This is a genomic window from Pandoraea commovens (assembly GCF_902459615.1).
Taxonomy (GTDB): domain Bacteria; phylum Pseudomonadota; class Gammaproteobacteria; order Burkholderiales; family Burkholderiaceae; genus Pandoraea; species Pandoraea commovens.
The window spans coordinates 257,982-280,192 of the sequence record NZ_CABPSA010000005.1 but is presented as its reverse complement, the minus strand read 5'-3'; the positions used below and the strand labels follow the sequence as shown (position 1 = coordinate 280,192).

Annotated in this window: 19 protein-coding genes; 12 read left to right on the top strand and 7 right to left on the bottom strand. The window is 63.4% G+C overall.

The annotated features are described in order from the left end of the window. The first annotated feature begins 50 nt into the window (after window positions 1-50). The 9 genes from zwf (at window position 51) to PCO31010_RS16445 (ending at window position 10,308) form a co-directional block, all read left to right on the top strand. Window positions 51-1,559, top strand: coding sequence for a glucose-6-phosphate dehydrogenase (gene zwf / locus PCO31010_RS16485; RefSeq protein ID WP_150665196.1), 1,509 nt, complete (start codon window positions 51-53; stop codon window positions 1,557-1,559). An 11-nt stretch (window positions 1,560-1,570) separates the two neighbouring features. Next, complete coding sequence (gene pgl / locus PCO31010_RS16480; protein WP_150665195.1) at window positions 1,571-2,248, top strand: 6-phosphogluconolactonase; 678 nt, start codon at window positions 1,571-1,573, stop codon at window positions 2,246-2,248. Continuing rightward, window positions 2,226-4,097: a bifunctional transcriptional regulator/glucokinase gene (locus PCO31010_RS16475; protein WP_174984825.1), complete on the top strand. Its 1,872-nt coding sequence runs from the start codon at window positions 2,226-2,228 to the stop codon at window positions 4,095-4,097. Before pgl ends, PCO31010_RS16475 begins: the two co-directional genes overlap by 23 nt. Window positions 4,098-4,230: 133 nt before the next feature. Then, window positions 4,231-4,818: a MarR family winged helix-turn-helix transcriptional regulator gene (locus PCO31010_RS16470; protein WP_174984823.1), complete on the top strand. Its 588-nt coding sequence runs from the start codon at window positions 4,231-4,233 to the stop codon at window positions 4,816-4,818. A 45-nt stretch (window positions 4,819-4,863) separates the two neighbouring features. After that, entirely contained in the window at window positions 4,864-5,073 is a 210-nt protein-coding gene (locus tag PCO31010_RS16465) for a dodecin (RefSeq protein WP_150665193.1), read from the top strand. 241 nt (window positions 5,074-5,314) lie between these two features. Next, entirely contained in the window at window positions 5,315-6,814 is a 1,500-nt protein-coding gene (locus tag PCO31010_RS16460) for an AMP nucleosidase (protein ID WP_150665192.1), read from the top strand. A gap of 178 nt (window positions 6,815-6,992) precedes the next feature. Continuing rightward, window positions 6,993-8,369, top strand: coding sequence for a GntT/GntP/DsdX family permease (locus tag PCO31010_RS16455; protein ID WP_425495022.1), 1,377 nt, complete (start codon window positions 6,993-6,995; stop codon window positions 8,367-8,369). Between the two features lie 190 nt (window positions 8,370-8,559). After that, window positions 8,560-9,768, top strand: coding sequence for an AAA family ATPase (locus PCO31010_RS16450; protein WP_150665190.1), 1,209 nt, complete (start codon window positions 8,560-8,562; stop codon window positions 9,766-9,768). Window positions 9,769-9,789: 21 nt separating this feature from the next. Further along, window positions 9,790-10,308, top strand: coding sequence for a hypothetical protein (locus tag PCO31010_RS16445; RefSeq protein ID WP_150665189.1), 519 nt, complete (start codon window positions 9,790-9,792; stop codon window positions 10,306-10,308). Window positions 10,309-10,429: 121 nt separating this feature from the next. On the opposite strand, the gene PCO31010_RS16440 is transcribed toward PCO31010_RS16445, so the two are convergent. The 3 genes from PCO31010_RS16440 to PCO31010_RS16430 form a co-directional block, all read right to left on the bottom strand. After that, window positions 10,430-11,683 (bottom strand): Hsp70 family protein, encoded by a 1,254-nt coding sequence (locus PCO31010_RS16440; protein ID WP_150665188.1) that lies wholly within the window; start codon window positions 11,681-11,683, stop codon window positions 10,430-10,432. A 124-nt stretch (window positions 11,684-11,807) separates the two neighbouring features. After that, window positions 11,808-13,184 carry an MFS transporter gene (locus PCO31010_RS16435; protein ID WP_150665187.1) on the bottom strand — a complete coding sequence of 459 codons (1,377 nt, stop codon included), beginning with the start codon at window positions 13,182-13,184 and terminating at the stop codon, window positions 11,808-11,810. Between the two features lie 257 nt (window positions 13,185-13,441). After that, the gene (locus PCO31010_RS16430; RefSeq protein WP_150665186.1) at window positions 13,442-14,647 is read right to left on the bottom strand and encodes a cytochrome P450 family protein; all 1,206 of its coding nucleotides are present in this window, start codon (window positions 14,645-14,647) and stop codon (window positions 13,442-13,444) included. A 137-nt stretch (window positions 14,648-14,784) separates the two neighbouring features. On the opposite strand from PCO31010_RS16430, the gene PCO31010_RS16425 reads away from it, so the two are divergent. Then, window positions 14,785-15,486 carry an ArsR/SmtB family transcription factor gene (locus tag PCO31010_RS16425; protein ID WP_150665185.1) on the top strand — a complete coding sequence of 234 codons (702 nt, stop codon included), beginning with the start codon at window positions 14,785-14,787 and terminating at the stop codon, window positions 15,484-15,486. 73 nt (window positions 15,487-15,559) lie between these two features. Here PCO31010_RS16425 and PCO31010_RS16420 read toward each other — a convergent pair whose 3' ends face one another. The 4 genes from PCO31010_RS16420 to PCO31010_RS16405 form a co-directional block, all read right to left on the bottom strand. After that, window positions 15,560-15,862: a DUF4148 domain-containing protein gene (locus PCO31010_RS16420; RefSeq protein WP_150665184.1), complete on the bottom strand. Its 303-nt coding sequence runs from the start codon at window positions 15,860-15,862 to the stop codon at window positions 15,560-15,562. Window positions 15,863-16,121: 259 nt separating this feature from the next. Continuing rightward, window positions 16,122-17,117 (bottom strand): hypothetical protein, encoded by a 996-nt coding sequence (locus PCO31010_RS16415; RefSeq protein ID WP_150665183.1) that lies wholly within the window; start codon window positions 17,115-17,117, stop codon window positions 16,122-16,124. A 263-nt stretch (window positions 17,118-17,380) separates the two neighbouring features. Further along, window positions 17,381-18,241 (bottom strand): IclR family transcriptional regulator, encoded by an 861-nt coding sequence (locus PCO31010_RS16410; RefSeq protein ID WP_150665182.1) that lies wholly within the window; start codon window positions 18,239-18,241, stop codon window positions 17,381-17,383. Window positions 18,242-18,296: 55 nt separating this feature from the next. After that, window positions 18,297-19,454 carry an FAD-dependent monooxygenase gene (locus tag PCO31010_RS16405; protein WP_150665181.1) on the bottom strand — a complete coding sequence of 386 codons (1,158 nt, stop codon included), beginning with the start codon at window positions 19,452-19,454 and terminating at the stop codon, window positions 18,297-18,299. Window positions 19,455-19,947: 493 nt separating this feature from the next. Between PCO31010_RS16405 and PCO31010_RS16400 the strand changes: the two genes are divergently transcribed. Continuing rightward, window positions 19,948-21,024: a porin gene (locus tag PCO31010_RS16400; RefSeq protein WP_174984871.1), complete on the top strand. Its 1,077-nt coding sequence runs from the start codon at window positions 19,948-19,950 to the stop codon at window positions 21,022-21,024. A gap of 309 nt (window positions 21,025-21,333) precedes the next feature. Further along, window positions 21,334-22,203: an ABC transporter ATP-binding protein gene (locus PCO31010_RS16395; RefSeq protein ID WP_150665179.1), complete on the top strand. Its 870-nt coding sequence runs from the start codon at window positions 21,334-21,336 to the stop codon at window positions 22,201-22,203. Window positions 22,204-22,211: the final 8 nt, after the last annotated feature.

Here is a 22,211-nt window from a genome sequence, read left to right as displayed (position 1 = left end):
AATGCAGTGTCAAAAGTTGCGCTTTCCCAGTGACACGTGGACGTCTTGTCATGAACACGCCTTCACCCTATACCTTTGTGTTGTTCGGCGCTACCGGCGATTTGTCGCTGCGCAAAGTCCTTCCCGCGCTGTTCCGCGCGTTCCGCACCGGCCAGCTCGGCGCGGACGATGCGAAGGACGCAACGGCGAGTTCGATCACCGCCGCCACCGATGCTGGCCGCATCCTCGCCATCGCGCGAAAACCGATGGACGCCGCCGAGTACCACGCGTGGTGCGAGCAGCATGTGCGCGGACACATCAAGCCCGACGTGTGGGATGAGAGCGCCTGGAAGCGCTTTCTCGACACCATCGACTACATGCCGCTCGATCTGGGCCGCGAAGACGAGTTCGGCGTACTGGCCGAGCGGCTGTCGAAGCGTCCCGGTGTGCGGATCTTCTATCTGGCGACCGGGCCGTCGCTGTTCATCCCCATTTGCGAAGGGCTGCGCAGCGCGAAGCTCAACGAGAACAGCCGCATCGTGCTCGAAAAGCCGCTGGGTCACGATCTGGCGTCGTCGGAGGCGATCAACGACGCTGTCGGCGCGATCTTCCGCGAAGACCAGATTTACCGCATCGACCACTACCTCGGAAAAGAGGCGGTGCAGAACCTGCTGGCCCTGCGCTTCGGCAATGCGATCTTCGAGCCGCTGTGGCGGCGCGAACTGATCGATAACATCCAGATCACGATTGCCGAGGAAATCGGCGTCGAGGGACGCGGCGAGTTCTACGAACAGACCGGCGCGCTGCGCGACATGGTGCAGAACCATTTGCTGCAACTGCTGGCCATCGTCGCGATGGAGCCACCGCTGTCGATGGACGCCGACGCCGTGCGAGACGAAAAACTGCGCGTGCTGCGCTCGCTGCGTCAACTGGACGATGAGAGCGTTTCGCGCAATGTCGTGCGCGGGCAGTACGGCGGCGGGGCGATCCGCAATTCGGCGGTGCCCGCGTACAACGACGAGCCGGGCGTGCCACCGGACAGCCAGACGGAGACGTTCGTCGCGCTCAAGGCCGACATCGACAACTGGCGCTGGGCGGGTGTGCCGTTCTTCCTGCGCACGGGCAAGCGGCTCGGCGAGCGCGTGGCGGAGATCGTCGTCAATTACCGCGCGACGCCGTATCCGCTGCTGGGCGACGCGACGGCACAACCGGGGGTCAACCGTCTCGTCATTCGCCTTCAGCCGAACGAATCGATCCGTCTGTACTGCCTCGCGAAGCAGCCGGGCGAGGGCATGAATCTGCAATCCGTCCACCTCGATCTGGCGTTCGACCAGTTCTTCAAGGGACACCGGATGGATGCGTACGAGCGTTTGTTGCTCGACGTCATCAACGGTCGGCTGGCGCTGTTCGTGCGGCGCGACGAGCAGGAGCAGGCGTGGCGCTGGGTCGCGCCGATTCAGGCGTACTGGTCGCGACAGCACAAGGGCCCGAAGCGTTACGCCGCAGGCACGTGGGGACCGCCCGCCGCCAGCGCGCTGCTCACGCAATACGGATCGAGCTGGGTGGAAGAAGACAACTGACGGCGGACCGCATGATCCATTGGCGAACCTTTCCCACGCGCGACGCGCAGGCACATGCGCTGGCCAACGCCGTCGTGGCGGGCATCGACGAAGCGCTGACGATTCGCAAGCGGGCGTTGCTGGCCGTCTCCGGCGGCACCAGCCCTCGGGCCTTTCTCGCGCAGCTCGCGCGCCTGCCCGTGGCGTGGCGCGACGTCGACATCACCTTGGTGGACGATCGCTGGCTGCCGCCCGATCACGCCGACAGCAATGCGCGACTCGTGAGCGAGACGCTGTTGCCCGGTGCGACCGGCGCGCGCTGGTTGCCGATCGTCGACACAGCGACGGCCACGGCGTTGCACGTGCGCACGCTCAACGACACGTGGACGCATGGCGTGCCGCAAGTCTGCGTGCTGGGCATGGGCGAGGACGGGCACACCGCGTCGCTCTTTGCCGACGCCCCGCAATGGCCCGAGGCCACCACCACCCACGACAAGTTCGTCTTCGTGCAGCCGCAGCACGCGCCGTATCCGCGCGTGTCGTGGTCGCTCGCCGCGCTCGCGGCCTGCGACCGGCTCATTCTGCAAATACAGGGCCCGGCCAAACGCGCCGTGCTCGAAGCCGCGCAGGCGAGCGAACAGGACAATGCCATCTCCCGGCTGATCCACCGAGAAGGAGTCAAGCTCGATGTCTTCTGGAGTGAGGAATAACCCGCCCCACCTGAGCGGTCCGCGATTGCTGGCCGACATTGGTGGCACCAACGCCCGCTTTGCGCTGGAGATCTCGCCGGGCGATCTCGTTGAAATCCGTGATTACGCCTGCGACGACTACGCGGGTGTGCCCGAAGTCATCCGCGCTTACCTCGACGAGGCGGATCACGCCGAGCCGGTACAGCACGCTGCCATCGCCATCGCCAATCCCATCGAAGGCGATGAGATTCAGATGACGAATCGCGACTGGCACTTCTCCATCGAAGCGACGCGCCGCGCGTTGCGTTTCGAGACGCTGCTGGTCGTCAACGATTTCACCGCGCTGGCGATGGCGCTGCCGTATTTGACGGACGCGCAGAAGCACAAGATCGGCGGCGGCGAACCGCGTCCGAACGGTGTGCTGGGTCTGCTTGGGCCGGGTACCGGTGTGGGCGTGTCGGGCCTCATTCCGGCGGGAGACCGATGGATCGCGCTGGGCAGCGAGGGCGGCCACACAACATTTTCTCCGGCGGACGAGCGTGAGATCGACGTGCTGCGCTACGCGTGGAAGCACTTCCCGCATGTATCGTTCGAGCGGCTGGTGGCGGGCCCCGGCATGGCGCTGGTTTATCAGGCGCTGGCGGAGCGAGCCGGACGTCGCGTGGAATCGCTTGAGACCCCGGCCATCGTTAAGCTGGCACAATCGGGCGACGCGCTCGCGCGTGAGACCGTCGATTGCTTCTGCGCGATGCTGGGCACGCTCGCAGGCAACGTGGCGGTGTCGCTCGGCGCGGTCGGCGGCGTGTACCTCGGCGGTGGCGTGATTCCGAAGCTCGGCAAGCTGTTCGAGGATTCGCCGTTTCGTCAGCGCTTCGAGGCGAAGGGACGCTTCGAAGCGTATCTGAAGAAAATTCCGACTTACATCATCACGGCCGATCATCCCGCGTTTCTAGGGACGTCGGCGATTCTCGCGGAGCAACTGGGCACGCACGCAGCAGGGGCGGGAGCGCTCATCGACCGTCTGCATCGTTTGCGCGACCGTCTGAGTCCCGCCGAGCAGCGCGTCGCGGAACTTACGCTGAAGCAACCGCGCGCGTTGCTGGCCGAGCCGGTGGCGGAGATCGCGCGTCTGGCGCGTGTGAGTCAGCCGACGGTGATTCGCTTCTGCCGCAAGCTCGGCTGTCAGGGGCTGTCGGATTTCAAGCTCAAGCTCGCGAGCGCATTGACGGGCACTTTGCCTGTGCGTCACGGGCAGGTGCACGTGGGCGACACCGCTGCCGAATTCAGCGCCAAGGTGCTCGACAACACCGTGTCGTCGATTCTGCAAATGCGCGAGCATCTCGATGCCCGCACCGTCGAGGCGGCCGTGACGCTGCTCGACGGCGCGCGTCGCATCGAGTTCTACGGCTTGGGCAACTCAGGTGTGATCGCGCAGGATGCACACTACAAGTTCTTCCGTTTCGGCAAGCCGACGATCGCGTACGGCGATCCGTACCTGTTGCAGGCGTCGGCCGGGTTGTTGGGGGATGGCGATGTGGTCGTCGCGATTTCCGCATCGGGACGCTCGACGGACCTGAACCGCGCCGTCGATATCGCACTCACGCGCGGTGCCAAGGTCATTGCGCTTACCGCTCGCAATTCACCGCTCGCCCGCAAGGCGACGCTGGTGTTGCCCAACGATCATGTGGAGACGATGGGCGCACACGTCACGATGATCGCGCGGATCCTGCATCTCGCCGCCATCGACGTGCTGGCCGTGGGCGTCGCAATTCGGCGCGCCGGTCCGGGAGGCGAAACCGCAGGCGAGGGCGCGCTCGACTGGTTGGGACACGGCAGCGGACAGGGTGACGGGACACCGGCGGCGGCCTGAGGCGGACTGATGCGGTCGGAGGCGGCCCAGGGTGGCGCCGGACGGGGAGGGCCGGGCAGTGGTCCGGGGATGCACCGGATGCCGAAGTGTCGTCGGCTTGATATCCCTAAACATGTTTAGCATAATGCGGCATATGAAAGTAACCGATTCCGCCCAACGTTTCGGCTTTCTCGTCGCAGACATCCAACGTCTCTTCGGGCGCCGCTTCGAGCAGTTTGCACAGCGCACGCTGCCGATGACGCGCGCGCAATGCCGCTTGCTCGCCTATCTCTCCGTCAATCGCGGCGTGAGCCCGACAGTGCTGGCCGACATTCTGGAAACGCCGGTACAGACGCTCGCCCGCACGCTGGAGCGCATGGAAGAGGCCGGTTGGGTGCGACGTCGGCCCGATGCGCGCGATCCTCGCATCGAACGCCTGTTCGTCACGCGGGCGGCCGTTGCGCAATTGCAGATCGCGCGTCGCCTTTCCGACGAAGTGCGCGATGAAGCGCTGCACGGCCTGACCGCGTTCGAAGCGGTGCAGCTCACGCAGTTGCTGCAAAAAGTGCGACGCAATCTCACACACGTCGTTCCCACGCCGCTCGATACCGTTGTGCCCGCCGTGCTGCGTCGCGCGCAGGCGGGAAATGAGGCGAGCGTCAGCGAGCATGCGGCGGCCGTCGACTTGCTCGACGATGCTGGCGACGACCTGTCGGAATGCACCGACTTGCGGCCTCAGTAGCACACGCCTAGCATGGGAAGTCTCCAAACCCACCCGGAGGCTGACATGACGAATCACGTGTACAAGCAAATCGAGCTGACCGGCTCGTCGACCAAGTCCATCGAGGACGCGGTCAAATGCGCCATCGAACGCGCGAGCAAGACGCTGCGCAATCTGAACTGGTTCGAGATCACCGAAACACGCGGCCATATAGAAGACGGCAAGGTCGCGCACTGGCAGGTCACGCTCAAGGTCGGCATGCGCCTCGAAGACTGAGCGCACGCACCCGGCACCATCCGGTAGCATCCGCAAGAACACGCTCGGCCGGGGACGAACTTCCCCGGCCGACGTCGCACCCAATCTCCTTCGCATCCCCTCTGAATCCCCGCGAAAACCCTGCCGACCGCGCCTTCCGCCGAATGGGAATCGACCGGCTTCACTGTCCCGCAGATGTCGTACAGTCGTGTCACAATAGGCGCATATTCGAGATCACGAAGAAGACAGAAGAGGTTTGCGCATGTCCGAACAAGAACCGGTCCATGCCACCCGATCGATCGCAGATCCGGTGGAAGCCGTCGCCTATCTGAAGACGATTTACGACGCCAATACGGCCTATCTGCGCGCGGCATTCGAGCGCTTCTCGAAGCAGAAGGATCAGGCGCGCCGCGTGAGCGCCCATTACCCGTTCATCCGCATCACCACGGAAGACATCACCCAGCTCGACAAGCGCCTGTCTTACGGTTTTGTCTCGGGCCCGGGCAGCTATCAGACCACCGTCACGCGTCCCGATCTGTTCGAGAATTACTACATCGAGCAGTTGCGCCGACTGGCGCACAACCACGGCGCCGCGTTCGAGGTCGGCGTCTCGGACGAACCGATTCCCGTGCACTTCGCCTATCAGGACGGTGTGTACCTCGAAGGGGATCTCGATCAGACGCACTTGCGCGCCATGCGCACTGTGTTCGACGTGCCCGACCTCGCGAAGATGGACGACAGCATCGTCAACGGCACGCGCGATCCGCTGCCAGGCGAGATTCTGCCGCTGGCGCTGTTCACCGCGCCGCGCGTCGACTATTCGCTGCACCGGCTGCGCCATTACACGGCGACATCTCCCGAGAACTTCCAGAACTACGTGCTGTTCACCAACTACCAGTTCTACATCGACGAGTTCGTGGAGCTGGGGCGCGAGTTGATGAGCGCGACGGACGATCCCGCGCTGCGCGAGTACCGCAGCCAGTACACGGCGTTCGTCGAGCCGGGCAACGTCACGCACTGGAACCAGAACATCGGGGCGCGCGCCGAAGAGGGCACATCGCCCCCGCGCCTGCCGCAGATGCCCGCGTATCACCTCGTGCGCCCGGACAACACCGGCATCACGATGGTGAATATCGGCGTCGGACCGTCGAACGCCAAGACCATCACCGATCACATCGCGGTACTGCGTCCGCACGCGTGGATCATGCTGGGGCACTGCGCGGGCCTGCGCAATTCGCAGCGTCTGGGCGACTACTGCCTCGCGCACGGTTACGTGCGTGAAGACCACGTGCTCGACGACGACCTGCCGCTGTGGGTGCCGGTGCCGCCGCTGGCCGAAGTGCAGGTGGCGCTGGAGCGCGCGGTGGCCGATGTCACGCAGCTGGACGACTTCGAGCTCAAGCGTGTAATGCGCACGGGCACGGTGGTGACGGTCGATAACCGGAACTGGGAATTGCGCGATCACCGTGAGCCGGTGCAGCGCATGAGCCAGAGCCGCGCGATTGCGCTCGATATGGAGAGTGCGACGATTGCCGCCAACGGTTTCCGTTTCCGCGTGCCGTACGGCACGTTGCTGTGCGTGAGCGACAAGCCGCTGCATGGCGAACTGAAGTTGCCGGGCATGGCGGACCGCTTCTATCGCGAGCGTGTCGATCAGCATCTGAAGATCGGCGTGAAGGCCATGGAGCTGCTGCGCGACAACGGTCTGGACCGTTTGCACAGTCGCAAATTGCGCAGTTTCAACGAAGTCGCGTTCCAGTAACGCGACCCGCAGCGGCGATGTTTTGTCGATCGAAACTTGCCGCTGCCTCCCGCCTGCCCCGTCTCACGGGGCGTTGCGGCCCATGCGTGCATGCGGCCGTCTCCAGTAGCACAATCCCTACACACACCGGCTGCGCGCTGCGCGCCGGTGTTTTCGTTTCTCGTCATCAAGGATCATCGTGGAGATAGTCAACCACGTCGTGCCTTGGGCAGCGCACGACACTCGCCTTCTGCTGTCCTGTCTCGTCGGCCTCATGGCCATCATCGTTTTCATCAGCGCGCTCAAGCTATCGCCGTTCCTGTCGATTCTCATCGGCACGTTCATCGCCGGGCTTGGCGCAGGACTACCGCTCGAAGCGGTGGCCAGTTCGTTCAGCAAGGGCGCAGGCAGTCTGCTGGGCGATGCGGGCATGATCATCGCGCTCGGGGCCATGCTCGGGGCGTTGATGGCCGACACCGGGGCGGCCGACCGGATCGTCACGGTGCTGCTGAAGTTTGCGAAAGGTGCGGCGTTGCCGTGGATGATGGCGCTCGTCGCCATGATCATCGGCCTGCCGCTGTTCTTCGAAGTCGGTCTGGTCATGATGGTGCCGATCATCTTCGTGATGGCGCGTCGCGCGAACACGCCGATTCTGCGGGTGGCGATTCCCGCGCTGGCGGGCATGACGACGCTGCACGCGCTCGTGCCGCCGCATCCGGGACCGCTGATCGCCGTGTCGGCGCTGCACGCGGATCTGGGCATGACGATGGGGTTGGGGCTGCTCATCGCCATCCCGGCCGTGATTCTCGCCGGGCCGTTGTACGGCATGTGGCTTGCGCCGCGTTTGCAAGTGCAGGCACCGCAGCAAATGGGCGAGCTATTCACCAAGCGTGACGACGACGTGTCGCAGCCGCCGTTCGCGGCGGCGCTGCTGGTGATTCTGCTGCCGGTCGTGCTCATGCTGGGCCGCACGCTTGCGAAGGTGGCGCTTACCCCGGAGACGCCACTGTTCGACGCGCTCAACTTCCTCGGCGAGCCGATCATCGCGCTGGCGCTGACGGTCGTCGTCGCCATCGTCGTGCTGGGCTGGGGGCGAGGTTTGCCGCGCGCTCGCGTGGGCGAGACACTGCGTCGCGCGCTGCCTCCGATTGCCGGGCTGCTGCTCACCATCGGTGCGGGCGGCGGGCTGAAGCAGGCGCTGGTGACGGCAGGTATTGCGACGACCATCGGCAAGGTGGCGGTCGGCACGCATATGCCGCTGATTCTGCTGGCGTGGCTGATCGCGGTGGCGTTGCGTCAGGCGACGGGGTCGGCGACGGTCGCCACGACCACGACCGCTGGTATCGTCGCGCCGCTCGTGATGCATCTGCCGCCGGTGCAGGGCTCGCTCATCGCGCTGGCGATCGGGGCGGGGTCGGTGTTCTTCTGCCACGTCAACGACGCGGGCTTCTGGATGGTGCGTGAGTACTTCGGCCTCAAGCTCAAGGAGACGCTGTGGGTGTGGTCGGTGTTGCAGACCATCGTGTCGCTGGTCGGACTGGTGATGACGTTGCTGCTCTGGCAATTCCTCGTGTGAAAGCTCCGAACCGCATCTGACTTGCGAAGTCGCTTGCCCGTCGTTGATATCTTTGATCTTGACGGCGGGGCGCGTGCATTCGGCATTGTGTGCGTTGCAGGCCAGAGCCGCCGATACCTCCTTACGCTTGACGTAGCAAGGTACAATCTCGGCCATTCCGTTCGTCCTCCTTTTCTCATTGGAGCAGGCATTGGCAAAGGCGAAATCCCCTCGTTTGCAACTCAGCCAATTCGGCCCTATTCAGTCGGCAGACGTCTCCTTTGGCGATCTGACTGTCATTGTCGGTCCTCAGGCGACCGGCAAGAGTATCTTTCTCCAGACGCTCAAGTTGCTGATCGATCGCGATCAGATCCACGACATGTTCAACCATCACAGCATGTCGTTCGGAGGCAATGAGGACGCATTTCTCGATGCCTTCTATGGTCGTGGAATCGCTGGCGGCTGGTCCGAACGTTCCGCCATTTCGTTCGACGGGAAGGCTTGGAATTTGAGAGATTTGGCTCGTCCGAGCAAGAGTAAAACACGCTACGAACGGCTGTTTTACATTCCGGCACAACGAGTGATGAGCCTACCGAACGGCGTATCGCAGAACTTCGGCACCTTCAATTTCGGCGATCCATACGTACTTCGTTCTTTCAGCGACGCAGTTCACGATCTGATTCAGAACGACTTCGCAACGATGCGAGAGCTGTTCCCTGCGCCGAACCGATTGAATGAATCACTTCGCGAGCCTATCGCGGAGCAGTTGTTCGGAAGAACGAGCCTTGTTGTGGATGACAGCGAGTTCACCAAGCGCTTGGCGCTTCAGGTGCCTGGACAGGAGAAGCCGCTTGGGTTTCTTTCTTGGTCGGCGGGGCAAAGAGAATTCACACCGATGCTGATGGGCTTATATTGGCTGTGTACGTCCAAGACCAAACGAAAGTCAGGTAAGACGGTGACCGAAACGATCGATTGGGTCGTAATCGAAGAGCCCGAGATGGGGCTGCACCCGAAGGGCATTCAAGCCGTACTGTTACTGGTGCTGGAGCTGTTGCGGCGCAACTACCGGGTCGTCCTGTCGACGCACACGCCGGTTGTGCTGGAAATGGTGTGGGCGCTGCAAGAGCTCAAGAAGAATCATGCGGGCGAAGCAAGCGTTCGGAAGCTGTTTGACTTGAAGTCGGTGCCGTACACCAAAGAACTTGCGACCAGCACCCTTGAAAAGGACTTCAAGGTCTACTACTTCGACCGGAATTCGTCAGCACGAGACATATCGAATCTGGACCCGATGGCGGATGCCATCGAGGAGTCGGAGTGGGGCGGCGTGGTGGGTTTTGCGTCGAAGGCAAATGCGGCGGTGACAAATGCGGTTCACGCTGCACCCACCAAACAGGCTCGCAAGAAGCGCGAGAATCAATGACACGCGACGCTGACTGATTCGATGGCCAAGACAAAGAAAGCTGCTGAAAAGGTATCCGAAGCAACCGGTTTTTCCAAAGCGGCGAATGACGCTGACGTGACGCATCATCCGGGGAAGAATGCGCTTGAAGGTAAATATCGGGATCTGGTGAGTTTGTATCCTCAGTGCAAACACACAGGGAGTGTGGATCTGGATGCTCACTTTCGCGCAGCTGAGCCAAACGCGCCGAGATGGGACTATGGTCTGGGGATCGGTACAGGCGGTCAAGAGTATGTGTTCTGGCTTGAGCCGCACCCCGCTTCCAGCACTAGCGAAGTTGCAAGCATGGTGCGTAAGGCTAAATGGTTGCAGGCCAAGCTCGCTGAGCCGTCCTTCAGTGGTCTGAAAGCGATGACAAGAATGACAGCCGTTGGCGGGTATAAGCCGCTTCAATGGGTTTTCACTGGCGATTTGCGAGTGGTGCCAGGCAGCAAGGAAGCCCGCGCGTTGGCCCAAGCGGGCATCGACTTTCCCACAAGGCATACCAAATTGCCGCGCTGACGCTGCTGGTTTGCTCGCGACTTGATTGGTGCGGTTTCCCGCTTCGCCTGACGGCATAAAAAAAGCGCGCTGATCTTTCGGTCGCGCGCTTTTTTCGTCGTGGGACGCGTGAGACGAACGATCAGGAAAACACGCGCTTTGCGTGAATGCCCAGACCCAGCGCCACGCTGGCGAGGCGGTCGCCGAAGACCGGCGTCGCTTGCGGGAAGGCAGCGCACATCGCGCTGGACAGACAACGCAGTCCCGTCGAGCCGCCGGTGAAATACAGGGCGTCGACATCCTCTGCGCGCAGCCCGGCGAGCGATGCCGTATGCACGGCGCCCGCCGTGATGCTGGCGATTTCGTCGCTCACAGCCTCTACCAGACCGGCTTCCGAGAAGGCCACACCCAGTTCGCGCTCGATGACCGAGAGGTCAATTCGCGTCTCACCACCGGCGGACACATCGATCTTGGCCTCTTCCGCATGACCGACCAGTGCGTGCCCGAGGCGTTGTTCGACCGTGCGCATGAGACGACGGTGATGCGCCGCGTCGGCATACAGATGCGCCGTGAGCGCCAGTTCGCCCACGCGCTTGGGCGTGTAGACGGTGTTGATCAGGTGCCACGTGGCGAGATCGAAGTAAATCCGGTTGGGGACTTCCTTGCCGTCCGGGCCGAGCGCCTTGTAGCCGAGTTCGCGCAGGATAGTTGCCAGCTCGATGCGGCGGTCGAAGTCGGTCCCGGCGATGTGTACGCCGTGGTGCGCGAGCACGTCGTCCTTACGATCCAGATGACGGGCGCGATCCGGGCCGACACGCACGAGCGAGAAGTCGGACGTACCGCCGCCGATGTCGACGACCAGGACTTGCTGTTCTTCCGTCAGACGCGATTCGTAATCGAATGCGGCGGCGATCGGTTCGAACTGGAAATGCACGTCCTTGAAGCCGACGTCGCGTGCGCTTTGTTCGAGCGAGCGCTGCGCGGCAGCGTCCGCCTTCGGATCGTCGTCGACGAAGAACACCGGACGCCCCATGACGACCTGACGCAGATCGCCGCCATCGGCCTTCACCGCATGGGTGCGCAGGTGACGCAGGAACGTGGCGATGATGTCGATGTAGCGCATCGCCGAGCCGTTACCGAGGTCGGTGGTGCTTTCGATCAGGGAGGAGCCGAGCAGGCTTTTGAGCGAGCGCATGAGGCGCCCGTCGTAGCCATCGACGTAATCGGCGACGGCCTGACGCCCGAACGAGGCGCGGCCGCCTTCGTCGGCGTTGAAGAACACGGCGGTGGGCAGCGTGCCGTATCCGGCCTCAAGTTCGACCAGACGCATGGCGCTGCCGCCTTTCACGGCGACGGCAGAATTCGAAGTGCCGAAATCGATGGCGCAGAAACTCATGGCGTTTGCGGCCCGCGCTGGCGAGCCGTAAAAGGTCGGCAGTGTAGCACGGCCGGACGGTCGGCCGGGTGAACCCGCTTACGCGGCCCGGGAAGGGGTATCCGGCGCGGCGTCCGACGCGTCGTCATTTCACTGCCGGCTGCGCGGACGGCAACGTGCGCAGACTGCTCACGACCGCAGCTACCGCTGCGAACGCGGCCGCCACGTAAAGCGACGCTCGCGTGCCGTAGCCCTGCGGCGCGACGCTGAAGACAAGCGCTACGAGCGCCGCGCCGGTCGTCTGTCCGGTCAGGCGCGCGGTGCCCAGCATGCCGCTTGCGCCGCCGCTGCGATGGCTCGGGGCGGACATCAACATCGCGTAATTGTTGGGCGACTGGAACAGTCCGAAACCGAAGCCGCACAACGCCATGCGCCACACGATGTCGAGCGTGCCTGGCTGATCGGGCAGCAAGCCGAGCGCGAGCAGACCGAGCGCGAACGCGGCCAGCCCGATCGCGCCGAGCAGCCCCGGCTTGTAGTACTCCAGCAGACGTCCCGCCAGGGGGGCGACGACCACAATGGTGAGCGGCCACGCTGTCATCAGCAGACCCGTTTGCACATGATCGAAGCCGAGGGTGTCCTGAAGGAAGAAGGGCAGCGAGACGAATGCGAGCATCTGCGCACAGAACGACGCCATCGACGTGCAGATCGACAGCCCGAAAATGGGGATACGCAACAGATCGACGGGCAGCAGCGGCACTGGCTGACGGCGTTGGCGGCGTACGAAGACCGTCCCGATGACGATGGCCGCCGCAATCTCCACGGCGACGAGCCAGCGCTCCTGACCGTGGCCAAACGAATCGATGCCGGAGATCAGTAGCCCGAACGTCAGTGCGCTCAACAGCGCACCCATCCAGTCGAAGGGATGCGACGAGCGCGTGCTGTCCGGCAGCGAGCGCACGGCGATAGCGAACGCGATGATGCCCAGCGGTACGTTGATCGCGAAGAGCCACGGCCAGTGGGCGATAGAGAGCACGCCCGCAGCAATCGTCGGCCCCGCAGCGGAGGAGACGGCCACGATCAGCGAGTTGAGGGCGACACCGCGTCCGAGCCAGCGCGACGGGTAGATCGTCTTCACAAGCGCCGTGTTCACGCTCATGATCCCGGCCGCGCCAAAGCCTTGCGCTACGCGTGCGAGCGTCAGCGTGACGAGGGAGTCGGAGAGCGCGCAGGCGAGCGAGGCGACGGTGAAGAGGGCGAGACCGACCGTGTAGACGCGCCGGTAGCTCACGATTTCGCCGAGCGCGGCGAGCGGCAACAGCGAAATGGTGATGGCGAGCTGATATGCGTTGACGATCCAGATCGAGGTGGCAGGGCTGGCGTTCAGATCGCGCGCGATGGTCGGCAGTGCCACGTTGGCGATGGCGCTGTCGAGCACCGACAAGGCGATAGCGAGCATGACGGTCGCCACGGCCCAGAGCCGTGCAGGCATGGGCATGCCGTCGGAAAGTGTGTTGGACATGAGAGCAGCAGGAACATCGGTCGCCTGTCCGCCGTCCGTCGCGCGAGGCTGCCGCGACCGGAGAGGATGATGGACGAGGGTGGCGAAGAGGAAAGTGTCATGCTGCCTGAAATCCCGGGCGGACGGCGGGACGCCGCGCAAAGCCTTGTGGGCAAAGGGGGGCGTGTCAATGAATCTTGTTTTATCAGATGAAATTAATATTTCGATAGATAAAACGAATTGCGCGGACCGCCGTCAACCGACTCAAAACACCAGGACTACACGGAAAACCGGGCGATGCGGATATTAACGAGCGGGTGGTACGCAGTGCCGCCTGCCAACGACGCAAGGTCTTCGCCCCCTTGGCGTATTGCGTGAACGCCGACGGCGGCAATCGTGCTCGCGGGGGAGCGTCCCGGGCAGGCGTGGGCGCCGGTCCCGAAGGTCCATGCCACACCGTCCGGCATTGCGCTCGGCGGTGCGGACGCCAGCACGGCAAGAATGACGTCGCCCGGCGCCAGTGCCTGTTCGCAGATGACCGCAGGCGCGTGCAGAAAACGTCGTGTGTTCTGTACCGGCGGATCGAAGCGGATGACGTCGCTGACGGTCTTGATGGCGACACTGAGGTCTGCCGGATCTGCCGACGCGGGGGTGACATCGGCACTTCGTGCAAGCCGTCGGATGCTGTTGGCGACAAGACCGGCGCAGGCATCGTGGGTTTGTGTGAAGAGGCCGACGATGTTCGCCGTGAGGGCATTGAAGTCGATACTGTCGTTGTCAGCTGCGCGCCGGGCGACTTCTCGCAGCCAGGTGCCGGGGGCGGCGTCGTTGTCGAGCCAGCGAGCGGCACGCAGACGCAGCGCTGCGGCGGCGCGGTGTCCATGCGCCAGCACGTCGGCGCGCGGCAACGGTTTGCCAGCTTCGGCCATTGCCGCGACCAACGGCTGCACGTCTTCATGCACTTCGGTCCATTGTGCTGCGGGAACGCCCAGCCATGCCGCGAGGCCGTAGATGGGCTGACGAAAGACGAAGTCGTCGAGGCGGGCGGCGGGGGCGTCGCCGCGCGCGAGGTAGGCGTCGGCGCAGGCGGCCTGACTGGCGTCGTGCAGACGAACGAGCGTGTCCCGGTCGGCATGCAGCGTCGCAAGCTGCGCGTTGAGCCAAGGCTTCATCGCCGCGTGAGCGGGGCCGTCGTTCATACGGACGAGCGCTCCAAACCACTCACCAGCAGGTCCGCCAACCAACGCGGCAGGCACCACAGCCCCCGCCGGACGCACACCACAAGCCGGATGCCCCAATACCTCCGCCAGCGCCTCCGGTCCGGCAGCGACCCAGAGGCCAAGCGATGCGTCGAAGCCCAAGGGGCGCCGGGTGGCCAGCGACGCGTAGTACGGGTAAGGATCGGGGTGCGTGACGGCCTCAAGCGCGTTCGCGGGAAAGCGGTTGTGCGGCTGCGTGGGCGATGCAAGGGTGGCGACTGACATGGCGAAGAGCCTCTGAAACGTGTCTCGATGGTGTCAAGGATGCGCCATGAAGCGCCTGCCACGTTTCATCCTGTCCTGAACTGTTGAACGCGCCGTCGGACCTATACTGCGGACATATTCTTCAAAGGAGTCCTGACATGGACACTGCACGCGATGCCGCACCGGGCGTCAGTTCCCTCGCCGCGCTCCTTGCCGACGCTGGCCGCATGACCATGCTTTGGGCGTTGATGGATGGCTCTGCCCGTCCTGCCGGGGAGCTTGCGCTCGTTGCGGGGCTGTCCCCCTCCAGCGCCAGCGGCCACCTTGCCCGCCTTGTCGACGGCGGCGTTCTTGCGCAGGAGGCGCGGGGACGGCATCGGTATTTCCGCATCGCTACGCCGGAGACGGCAGCGGCCATCGAGGCGCTCGCCAGCGCTGTCCTGGCGACGCGGGAGCTTCGGCCGCGGCCGGTGCCGGTCAGCCGTGCGACACCGATCCCGCTGCGTCACGCGCGCACCTGCTACGACCATCTCGCCGGGGAGATTGCCGTCGACCTGTTTGCGCGGATGCACGCGCGTCGGTGGATTCGTATCGATGGAAGCGACGTGTCACTTACCGACGCAGGCACCGATGGCCTGATCGCACTCGGCGTTGATCTCACTCAGGCGCATGCGCGGCGCCGTCGCTTCGCTTGTACCTGTCCGGACTGGAGCGAACGCAAGCCGCATCTCGGCGGCGCTTTGGGGGCTGCATTGCTCAGCACTTATCTCGACGCCAAATGGCTCGAACCCACGCGCGAGGCGCGGGCGCTGCGCGTCACGCCGCTCGGCGAACGCAAACTGTCGGCCATCGCTGTCTGATTCCCGTAGACAAAAAGAAGCACCCCGCCAAACTGCGCGGGGTGTTTCTTTTCAACTGGGGCACCACGGCCAATCAATTCCCTCGATAAGTCGAGTTCATCAGCGCGGTCGAGCCTTGCGCGTGAGCGCCTACCGGGTTGCCGTAGGTCTTGAGGACCGGGTACTGGCTATCGGTCTGGGTCAGCGAGCCTTGTGCGTCGATCAGTTCTTGCTTGACCTGAGCGCGCGGCACGGCGAGCTGTTCGCTATACACGCTCGATTGCCAGAAGAAGTTTTCGTTCGGATAACCGTTGCCGCCAGTGCCTGCGAACGCTGCCGGGGCAGCGGCTACAGCGAGGGTTGCGGCGATCATCAGATGAGAAAGAGTGCGGGTCATGATTATTCTCCTGTCATTGCTTTTTTTGGGGTGGTCGGCCAGCTCGCTTTCGAGTCCGGCACCGCCTACGCCTCTAAGGTAGGACGACCACGTCGCAGGAGTAACCGCATGCGGCGCAACAATGAATTGCGAAGAATGAATCGGCTCGAAACCCTTGCCATATAAGGATTTCGAGTCGCTCGACAGTCAACGGGAATGTCGAGCGAAGACTCTAATGAAGATATTAATTAAAAGGAGTGCGACAGAACGTCGCAATGCATCAGAATTTGTACCCGACGCCCGCGAGGAAGATATCGCTGTCGCGGTCATAGCCGGTGACGACACGGTTCCACGAGATACGTCCGACCCAGTGATCGGCGAATCGGTAGGCGGCGCTCATCGTCAGCAAACCGGCGACGACGTTCTGTGCACCGTCCGCCGCACGGTTCTCCTTGTACTTATTCCACGTGACGTAAGGTCCGAAGCCCAGACCGAGGCTGAAGCGGTCGTCGAAGAAATCGTCCTTGATCCACACCTGCGCCGCGGCGCCCTGACGACTCCCGATATCACTGTGTCCTTCGTTGATGAACGACACCGTGCCGTCGAACCACGGCCCGAAGCCGTGACGGTATTCGATGGCCTCCGCTGCCGCATTCTGCGAATCGAGGCTGTTCACGACGGATATTCCCGCCATCACAGACAGCACATCGCCCGTCGGCAACCCCGGCTTCGAACCGCCCGACAACGGGCCAGGTGACGACGGCTTCTCCAACTGATAGCCGACGCCGAGCAAATAGGTGACGGAATTCACACTCGACGGCGATTGCACGTAGTTGGCACGCGCCTGCACGTACCAGCGGCTTTCGAAGTACCACGTCGCCGCGACGGAGAACATTGCACCCCAGCCGTGATCGTCTTCGTAGCGGCGTCCGCGACTGCCCTGAACGGTGTCGTAATAGTGGTAGGGGCCGACGCCGACGGCGACATCGAATCGCCGGTCGAAGAGCGGCTGGTGCGCCCAGACCTGCACCGCGAAGCCGTCCCGGTGATGATCCGGCACGTGGCCTTCGTTCAACCACGTGAAGCTGGTCGCGAAATGCTCGCTCAGCGCCTGACGGTAATCGAAACCCCACGCATAGGTGTGCGCGTTGTCGTCGTTACGCGCGTTCATGCCGCCCGCGAACACGGTGGCTTCCTGTGCCTGCGCAAACGCCGAGGCACCACAAAGCACGCTGGCGACCGCCACGTGCTGCCATTTCAGAGAGTTCTTCGTCATTGGATTCGCCGCAAAGCGGGCTTCGACATGCACGGAATCGATGCGGCATGTCTGCGCCCGTCACAGAAAATCCTAGCAACCGAGACGGGGGTTCAGGGGCTTTGAGAGGGGAAGGTAAGGCGAGAACCGCGTTACGGCGTGTTACGCGGCACGCCGTGGCAATGTTGGCGAGGGCACGATTTCCACCGACGTGTGGCGGTGTGTGGCAAGCGGTATCGCCGTGAATGCCACGTGTTCAAAGGGATGACGTTGCTTGCGTGAACTCAGGCCCGTTCCGCCGCCGCAAGGAAAGCTGGCGCGTCTGCCAGTAATACGGCGAGATCGGCAGCGCCCGACTTCACAACGCGGGCAGTGCGCTCGCGTGTGACGGAATCGGTGCCGACGAGCGCCCGGGGACCGGCAACGCTCAGGGCTGCCAAGGGCCGACCGTGCGCGTCGAGTACAGCGGCGGCGCAGGCATCGATACCGGCTTCGAAGCCGTCCTGACTCCATGCGCAACCGGCTTCGCGGTCGCGGGACAACTGTTCATCGAGCGCCGCGTATGTCCGCGCGCTCTGCGCGGTTGCGGCGGCCAACGGCTCAGGCCCGAGCAAGGCTCGGCGGCGATCGGTGTTCAGATGGGCCAACAACGACCGGCCCGGTGCCGTCAGATGCGCCGTGACGCGACTGCCTGCCCGGATGTTGCTCACCAGCGGCAGGGCCGGTGTTTCGCACAGGAGGTAGCGCACCTGTGCGCCATCGAGCACCGTGAGGTAGCTCGATAGTCCGGTCTCGCTCGTCACGCGAGTGAGCACGCGTCGTGCCGTGGCGAGATGGTCTTCGCCTGCAAGGGCGCTGGCGGCCAGCGTCAGAAATCCGAGGCCGAGCCGATGTCCGCCGTGCGGCAGTGGTTCCAGCACGCCCTCGTATTGCAGCGTTTCCACGAGACGCATGACCGTCACCCGGTTCACGCCGATGCGACGTCCGACGTCGCTGAGGTTCGCCGTCGAGCCGCCGTCCGCCACATAGCGCAACAGTTTGAGCGCGCGCATGACCGGCGTCACGAGACCCGTTTGCGCGGTGTCTTGCGCCTCAGTCTCAGGAGCGCCTGCGGCTGGCGTGTTGGCGGACGTTGCTTTGGTCATGCGTTCGAATCCCTTCGTCAAAATCGGACGGCGATGCTCGGAAGTCCTGACGGACTCAGGCGGCGAGCGGTACTTGCCAGGCGTCGTATTCGTAGACCCAGTCGGCGTTGCCGCCTTCCTTGAGCCACTGATTGCCGCGCGAGCCGATCTGCACGCGCGCGGTGCGTTCGCGACGCGCGGCTTCGTATCGTGCCAGTGCATTCGACAGGGTAGCTGCATCGGCGCCCGTACCGGCATCCGCGAGGTGGCGAGACAGTACCACAGCGTCTTCGATGGCCATGCCCGCGCCTTGCGCCATGAACGGCATCATCGGATGGCTTGCATCGCCCAACAGCGACACGCGATCGCGCGACCATTGCGGCAGCGGATCGCGCACGTAGAGCGCCGACTTGAGCACGCTGTCGCATGCGTCGAGCAGGGCGCGCGCTTCGCTGTGATAGTCGGCATACATGGCGCGCAGCTCGTGCACGTCGCCCGGCGCGGTCCACGATTCGAGCGTCCAGCTGTCTTGCGGCGTCGTGGCGAACACGAAGATGTCACGGCCGAGGTTGAGAGGGAACGTCACGATCTGGCTCGACGGATTCGGTCCCCACCACTTGGTGAACGCACCGAGATTCGGCACGCCGCCGAGCTTCTCTGCGGGGACGACGGCACGATACGCCACCACGCCGGTGAACTCCGGCGACTCCTGCCCGAACAGGCCACGGCGCACGACCGAGTGGATGCCGTCGGCGCCGATAAGTACGTCGACGTCGTCATGCGTGCCATCGGCGAACGTCAGACGGATGCTGCCGGTCTGCCCTGCGTCGGGCGCTTCGAAGGACACGAGCTTCTTCCCGAGTGCAATGGCTTCAGTCGGGACGGCTTGCTCCAGCGCTTGCAGCAAATCGGCGCGATGCATCGTGAGTTGGGGCGCGCCGTACTTCGTCTGCGCGGTCTGCGCCATTTCCAGACACGACGTCGTTTCGCCCGAATCCCACATGCGGCTGATGCGATGGCTCGGCTGCGCAGCCGTCTTGCGAAGCTCGTCGCCAACGCCCAGCCCGTCGAGTGCGCGCACGGCGTTTGGCGTCAGGTTGATGTCCGCACCGACGCGCGCGAACTGCGACGCCTGCTCGTACACACGCACTCGAAAACCTGCGCGGAGCAATCCGATGGCGGCGGCCAGACCGCCGATGCCGGCACCGTTAATGCCAATGAGGGGAGCTTGCATGGGGGACATCCTTTGACGAGCGTTTCGATGAATCGGAAAAAATAAAACGTTCAAATATGAACGCAATGTTCAAATATTATTATTTTTGATTCGATCGACCGCAAGCCTTCCTCGGGTAAATCCCGAGCAACCGCTGCAACGCCGGACGTCGACGTGCCGGGACTTGCGGCTACGTCGGCGGGACGTTTGGTGCCGCTATTCACAGGGACAGACGCACCACCGGTGAACCGACGCACGCGCGTTATCACGCCAATTTGCCGCCATCAATTCGTGCATCTCCGCTGCAAGCGACGAGAGTCTCCTGGCCTAAGCTTCGCTCAGTTGGTTTCATAAGTAATCCAACGTTTCACAGGTGGAACGTCACAAAACAAGCGTATTGGGTGCCGATGACCGGTGCCTGGTTGCGCTTTTGGTGGACGTATCCATCGTTCTCGAATCATCGAACGACAGGAGTTCACAGATGAAGCGGTTTCCGATGGGGCGGATCCCGGGCATGACGACGGTCGCGGCGGCAACGCTGCTGGCGCTCGGCGTGCCGGTCGCAGCACACGCACAGAGCAACGTCACGCTGTACGGCAGCATGGATGCCGGGGTGGCATTCGTGAACAACCAGGGCGGCAGTTCGAACTGGATTGCTCAGCAGGGCGGCTCGCAGCCGGACCGCTGGGGTCTGCGTGGCGTGGAAGATCTGGGCGGCGGCAATCGCGCCATCTTCTTGCTGGAAAACGGCTTCTCGACCCTCACGGGCAACACGATCAAGGCGGGGTCGATGTTCAACCGTCAGTCGTGGGTCGGCTTGCAGTCGGACAAGATGGGTACGCTCACCATCGGCCACATGACCACGTTCAACTTCGACTGGCTGGGCCCGTTCAGCACGGCCTATCTGGGCATGAACTGGTACATGTTCCACCCGGGCAACCTCGACGAACTCGCCAACACGTCCGTCGTGCAGGTCGATAACTCGGTGCGCTACGTCACGCCGGATTACATGGGCTTCAAGGCGGGCGCGATGCTCTCGTTCGGCAACAACACGAACTTCGCGAACGGTCGGAAGTGGAGTGCGGCGGCGAACTACACGAACGGTGGCTTCAAGGCATCGGCGGTCTACTCGAACGAGAACAACCGCACGCCGAACGTTGCGGCGCTCGGCGGTGCCACGTTCCAGGGCCAGCCGGTGGCGACCTACGCGGCATCGAACGTCGAGAACATGGGCGCGGGTGTGTCCTATGGCTTCGGGCCGTGGCTGCTGCACGCGCTGTACACGCGCGTGAAGCTTCAGTCCCCTGGCTACAACGACACCTATCAATCGTTCGACGCCGGTGTGAACTTCGCAACGAGCGTGCCGAACACGATCACTTTCGGCGCGGCCACGACCAACATGTCCGGCAAGCGCTGGACGCAGGTCAGCCTTGGCGACGTCTATGCGTTCTCCAAGCGCACGCAGGTCTACGTGAGCGGCGCGTACCAGCACGCGAGCGGCAACGGCGCGGTGACCGCGATCAACACGATCAGCCCGTCGTCGACGTCGAACCAGCTCGTGATCATGTCGGGCGTGCACCACTCGTTCTGACGCTAATCCGCACTTTTACTTTTTCACCCAGTGGTCTCTCTTGATGCGCCGGCCGGCTTTTGCCCGTCGGCGCTTTTTTTGCTCAAAACATCGCGCCTCCCCCGGAAAGCCCATGAATTCGGGTTTCCCCTAGTCAAAAAACAATTTTGACTGCGGCCATCACTCCCTATAATTGATCCATAAGTAAATCAACGTTTCACATATGAAACGTGACGCGAAAGAGAAAGACAGGCTGGCAAGCCGTGCAAGCGAACCGTCGCCGCAGGCTGCCCGAGGCAAGTTGAACATCCAGAAACACGGTGGTTTCCCATGCTCAGGTCGATTCAGTTGAAGGACGCAAACGTAGCCGAGGCGTATGCCGGAGCGCGTGAGAAGCAGCCCGCAGCGGCACCGTTGCCGTTCGCTATCGAATATCGCGGCGTCACGCGTCGTTTCAAAAATCGCCAGGGCAAGGGCGAGATGACCGCCGTCTCGGACGTGTCCATCGGCATCAAGGCCGGTGAGTTCGTCTCGCTGATCGGCCCGAGCGGCTGCGGCAAGAGCACGCTGCTCAACATGGGCGCCGGTCTGTACGCGCCCAGCGAAGGGCAGGTGACGCTGGCGGGCAAGCCGGTGCGTGGCCCGTCGCAACAAGTCGCGTTCATGCTGCAAAAGGACTTGCTCATGCCGTGGCGTTCGATTCAGAAGAACGTCGAACTCGGCATGCAGATTCGCGGCCGCAGCAAGGCCGAGCGCGCCGAAGTCGCGAAGGCGTTGCTTGCACGTTGCCACCTCAAGGGATTTGAGAACCACTACCCGCACCAGCTCTCGGGGGGCATGCGTCAACGCGCGGCACTCGCCCGCACGCTGGCTGTGGAGCCGGACGTGCTGCTCATGGACGAGCCGTTCTCGGCACTCGATGCGCAAACCAAGATGGTGCTTCAGCAGGATCTCGCGCAGATGCTCGCCAGTGAAGGCAAGACGGCGCTGATGATCACCCACGATCTCGCCGAAGCGATTGCGTTGTCGGACCGCGTGTTCGTGATGAGCGAGCGTCCCGGCACGATCATCGAAGAGATCACCGTCGATCTGCCGCACCGCGACAACCCCATCGAGCGCCGCAAGCAAGCGGGCATGAACGAGTACGTCGCGCATCTGATGGAACTGCTCAAGGTCGGTCGCGACGACCACCTCGGTTGATCGGCACT

Bases quoted from the DNA above. Each gene is read 5' to 3' on its own strand.
- PCO31010_RS16475 (WP_174984825.1), top strand. From the start codon at position 2,226: ATGTCTTCTGGAGTGAGGAATAACCCGCCCCACCTGAGCGGTCCGCGA.
- PCO31010_RS16445 (WP_150665189.1), top strand. From the start codon at position 9,790: ATGGCCAAGACAAAGAAAGCTGCTGAAAAGGTATCCGAAGCAACCGGT.
- PCO31010_RS16415 (WP_150665183.1), bottom strand. From the start codon at position 17,117: ATGACGAAGAACTCTCTGAAATGGCAGCACGTGGCGGTCGCCAGCGTG.
- PCO31010_RS16440 (WP_150665188.1), bottom strand. From the start codon at position 11,683: ATGAGTTTCTGCGCCATCGATTTCGGCACTTCGAATTCTGCCGTCGCC.
- PCO31010_RS16470 (WP_174984823.1), top strand. From the start codon at position 4,231: ATGAAAGTAACCGATTCCGCCCAACGTTTCGGCTTTCTCGTCGCAGAC.
- PCO31010_RS16410 (WP_150665182.1), bottom strand. From the start codon at position 18,241: ATGACCAAAGCAACGTCCGCCAACACGCCAGCCGCAGGCGCTCCTGAG.
- PCO31010_RS16435 (WP_150665187.1), bottom strand. From the start codon at position 13,184: ATGTCCAACACACTTTCCGACGGCATGCCCATGCCTGCACGGCTCTGG.
- PCO31010_RS16395 (WP_150665179.1), top strand. From the start codon at position 21,334: ATGCTCAGGTCGATTCAGTTGAAGGACGCAAACGTAGCCGAGGCGTAT.
- PCO31010_RS16430 (WP_150665186.1), bottom strand. From the start codon at position 14,647: ATGTCAGTCGCCACCCTTGCATCGCCCACGCAGCCGCACAACCGCTTT.
- PCO31010_RS16425 (WP_150665185.1), top strand. From the start codon at position 14,785: ATGGACACTGCACGCGATGCCGCACCGGGCGTCAGTTCCCTCGCCGCG.
- PCO31010_RS16420 (WP_150665184.1), bottom strand. From the start codon at position 15,862: ATGACCCGCACTCTTTCTCATCTGATGATCGCCGCAACCCTCGCTGTA.
- PCO31010_RS16405 (WP_150665181.1), bottom strand. From the start codon at position 19,454: ATGCAAGCTCCCCTCATTGGCATTAACGGTGCCGGCATCGGCGGTCTG.
- PCO31010_RS16460 (WP_150665192.1), top strand. From the start codon at position 5,315: ATGTCCGAACAAGAACCGGTCCATGCCACCCGATCGATCGCAGATCCG.
- PCO31010_RS16400 (WP_174984871.1), top strand. From the start codon at position 19,948: ATGACGACGGTCGCGGCGGCAACGCTGCTGGCGCTCGGCGTGCCGGTC.
- pgl (WP_150665195.1), top strand. From the start codon at position 1,571: ATGATCCATTGGCGAACCTTTCCCACGCGCGACGCGCAGGCACATGCG.
- zwf (WP_150665196.1), top strand. From the start codon at position 51: ATGAACACGCCTTCACCCTATACCTTTGTGTTGTTCGGCGCTACCGGC.
- PCO31010_RS16465 (WP_150665193.1), top strand. From the start codon at position 4,864: ATGACGAATCACGTGTACAAGCAAATCGAGCTGACCGGCTCGTCGACC.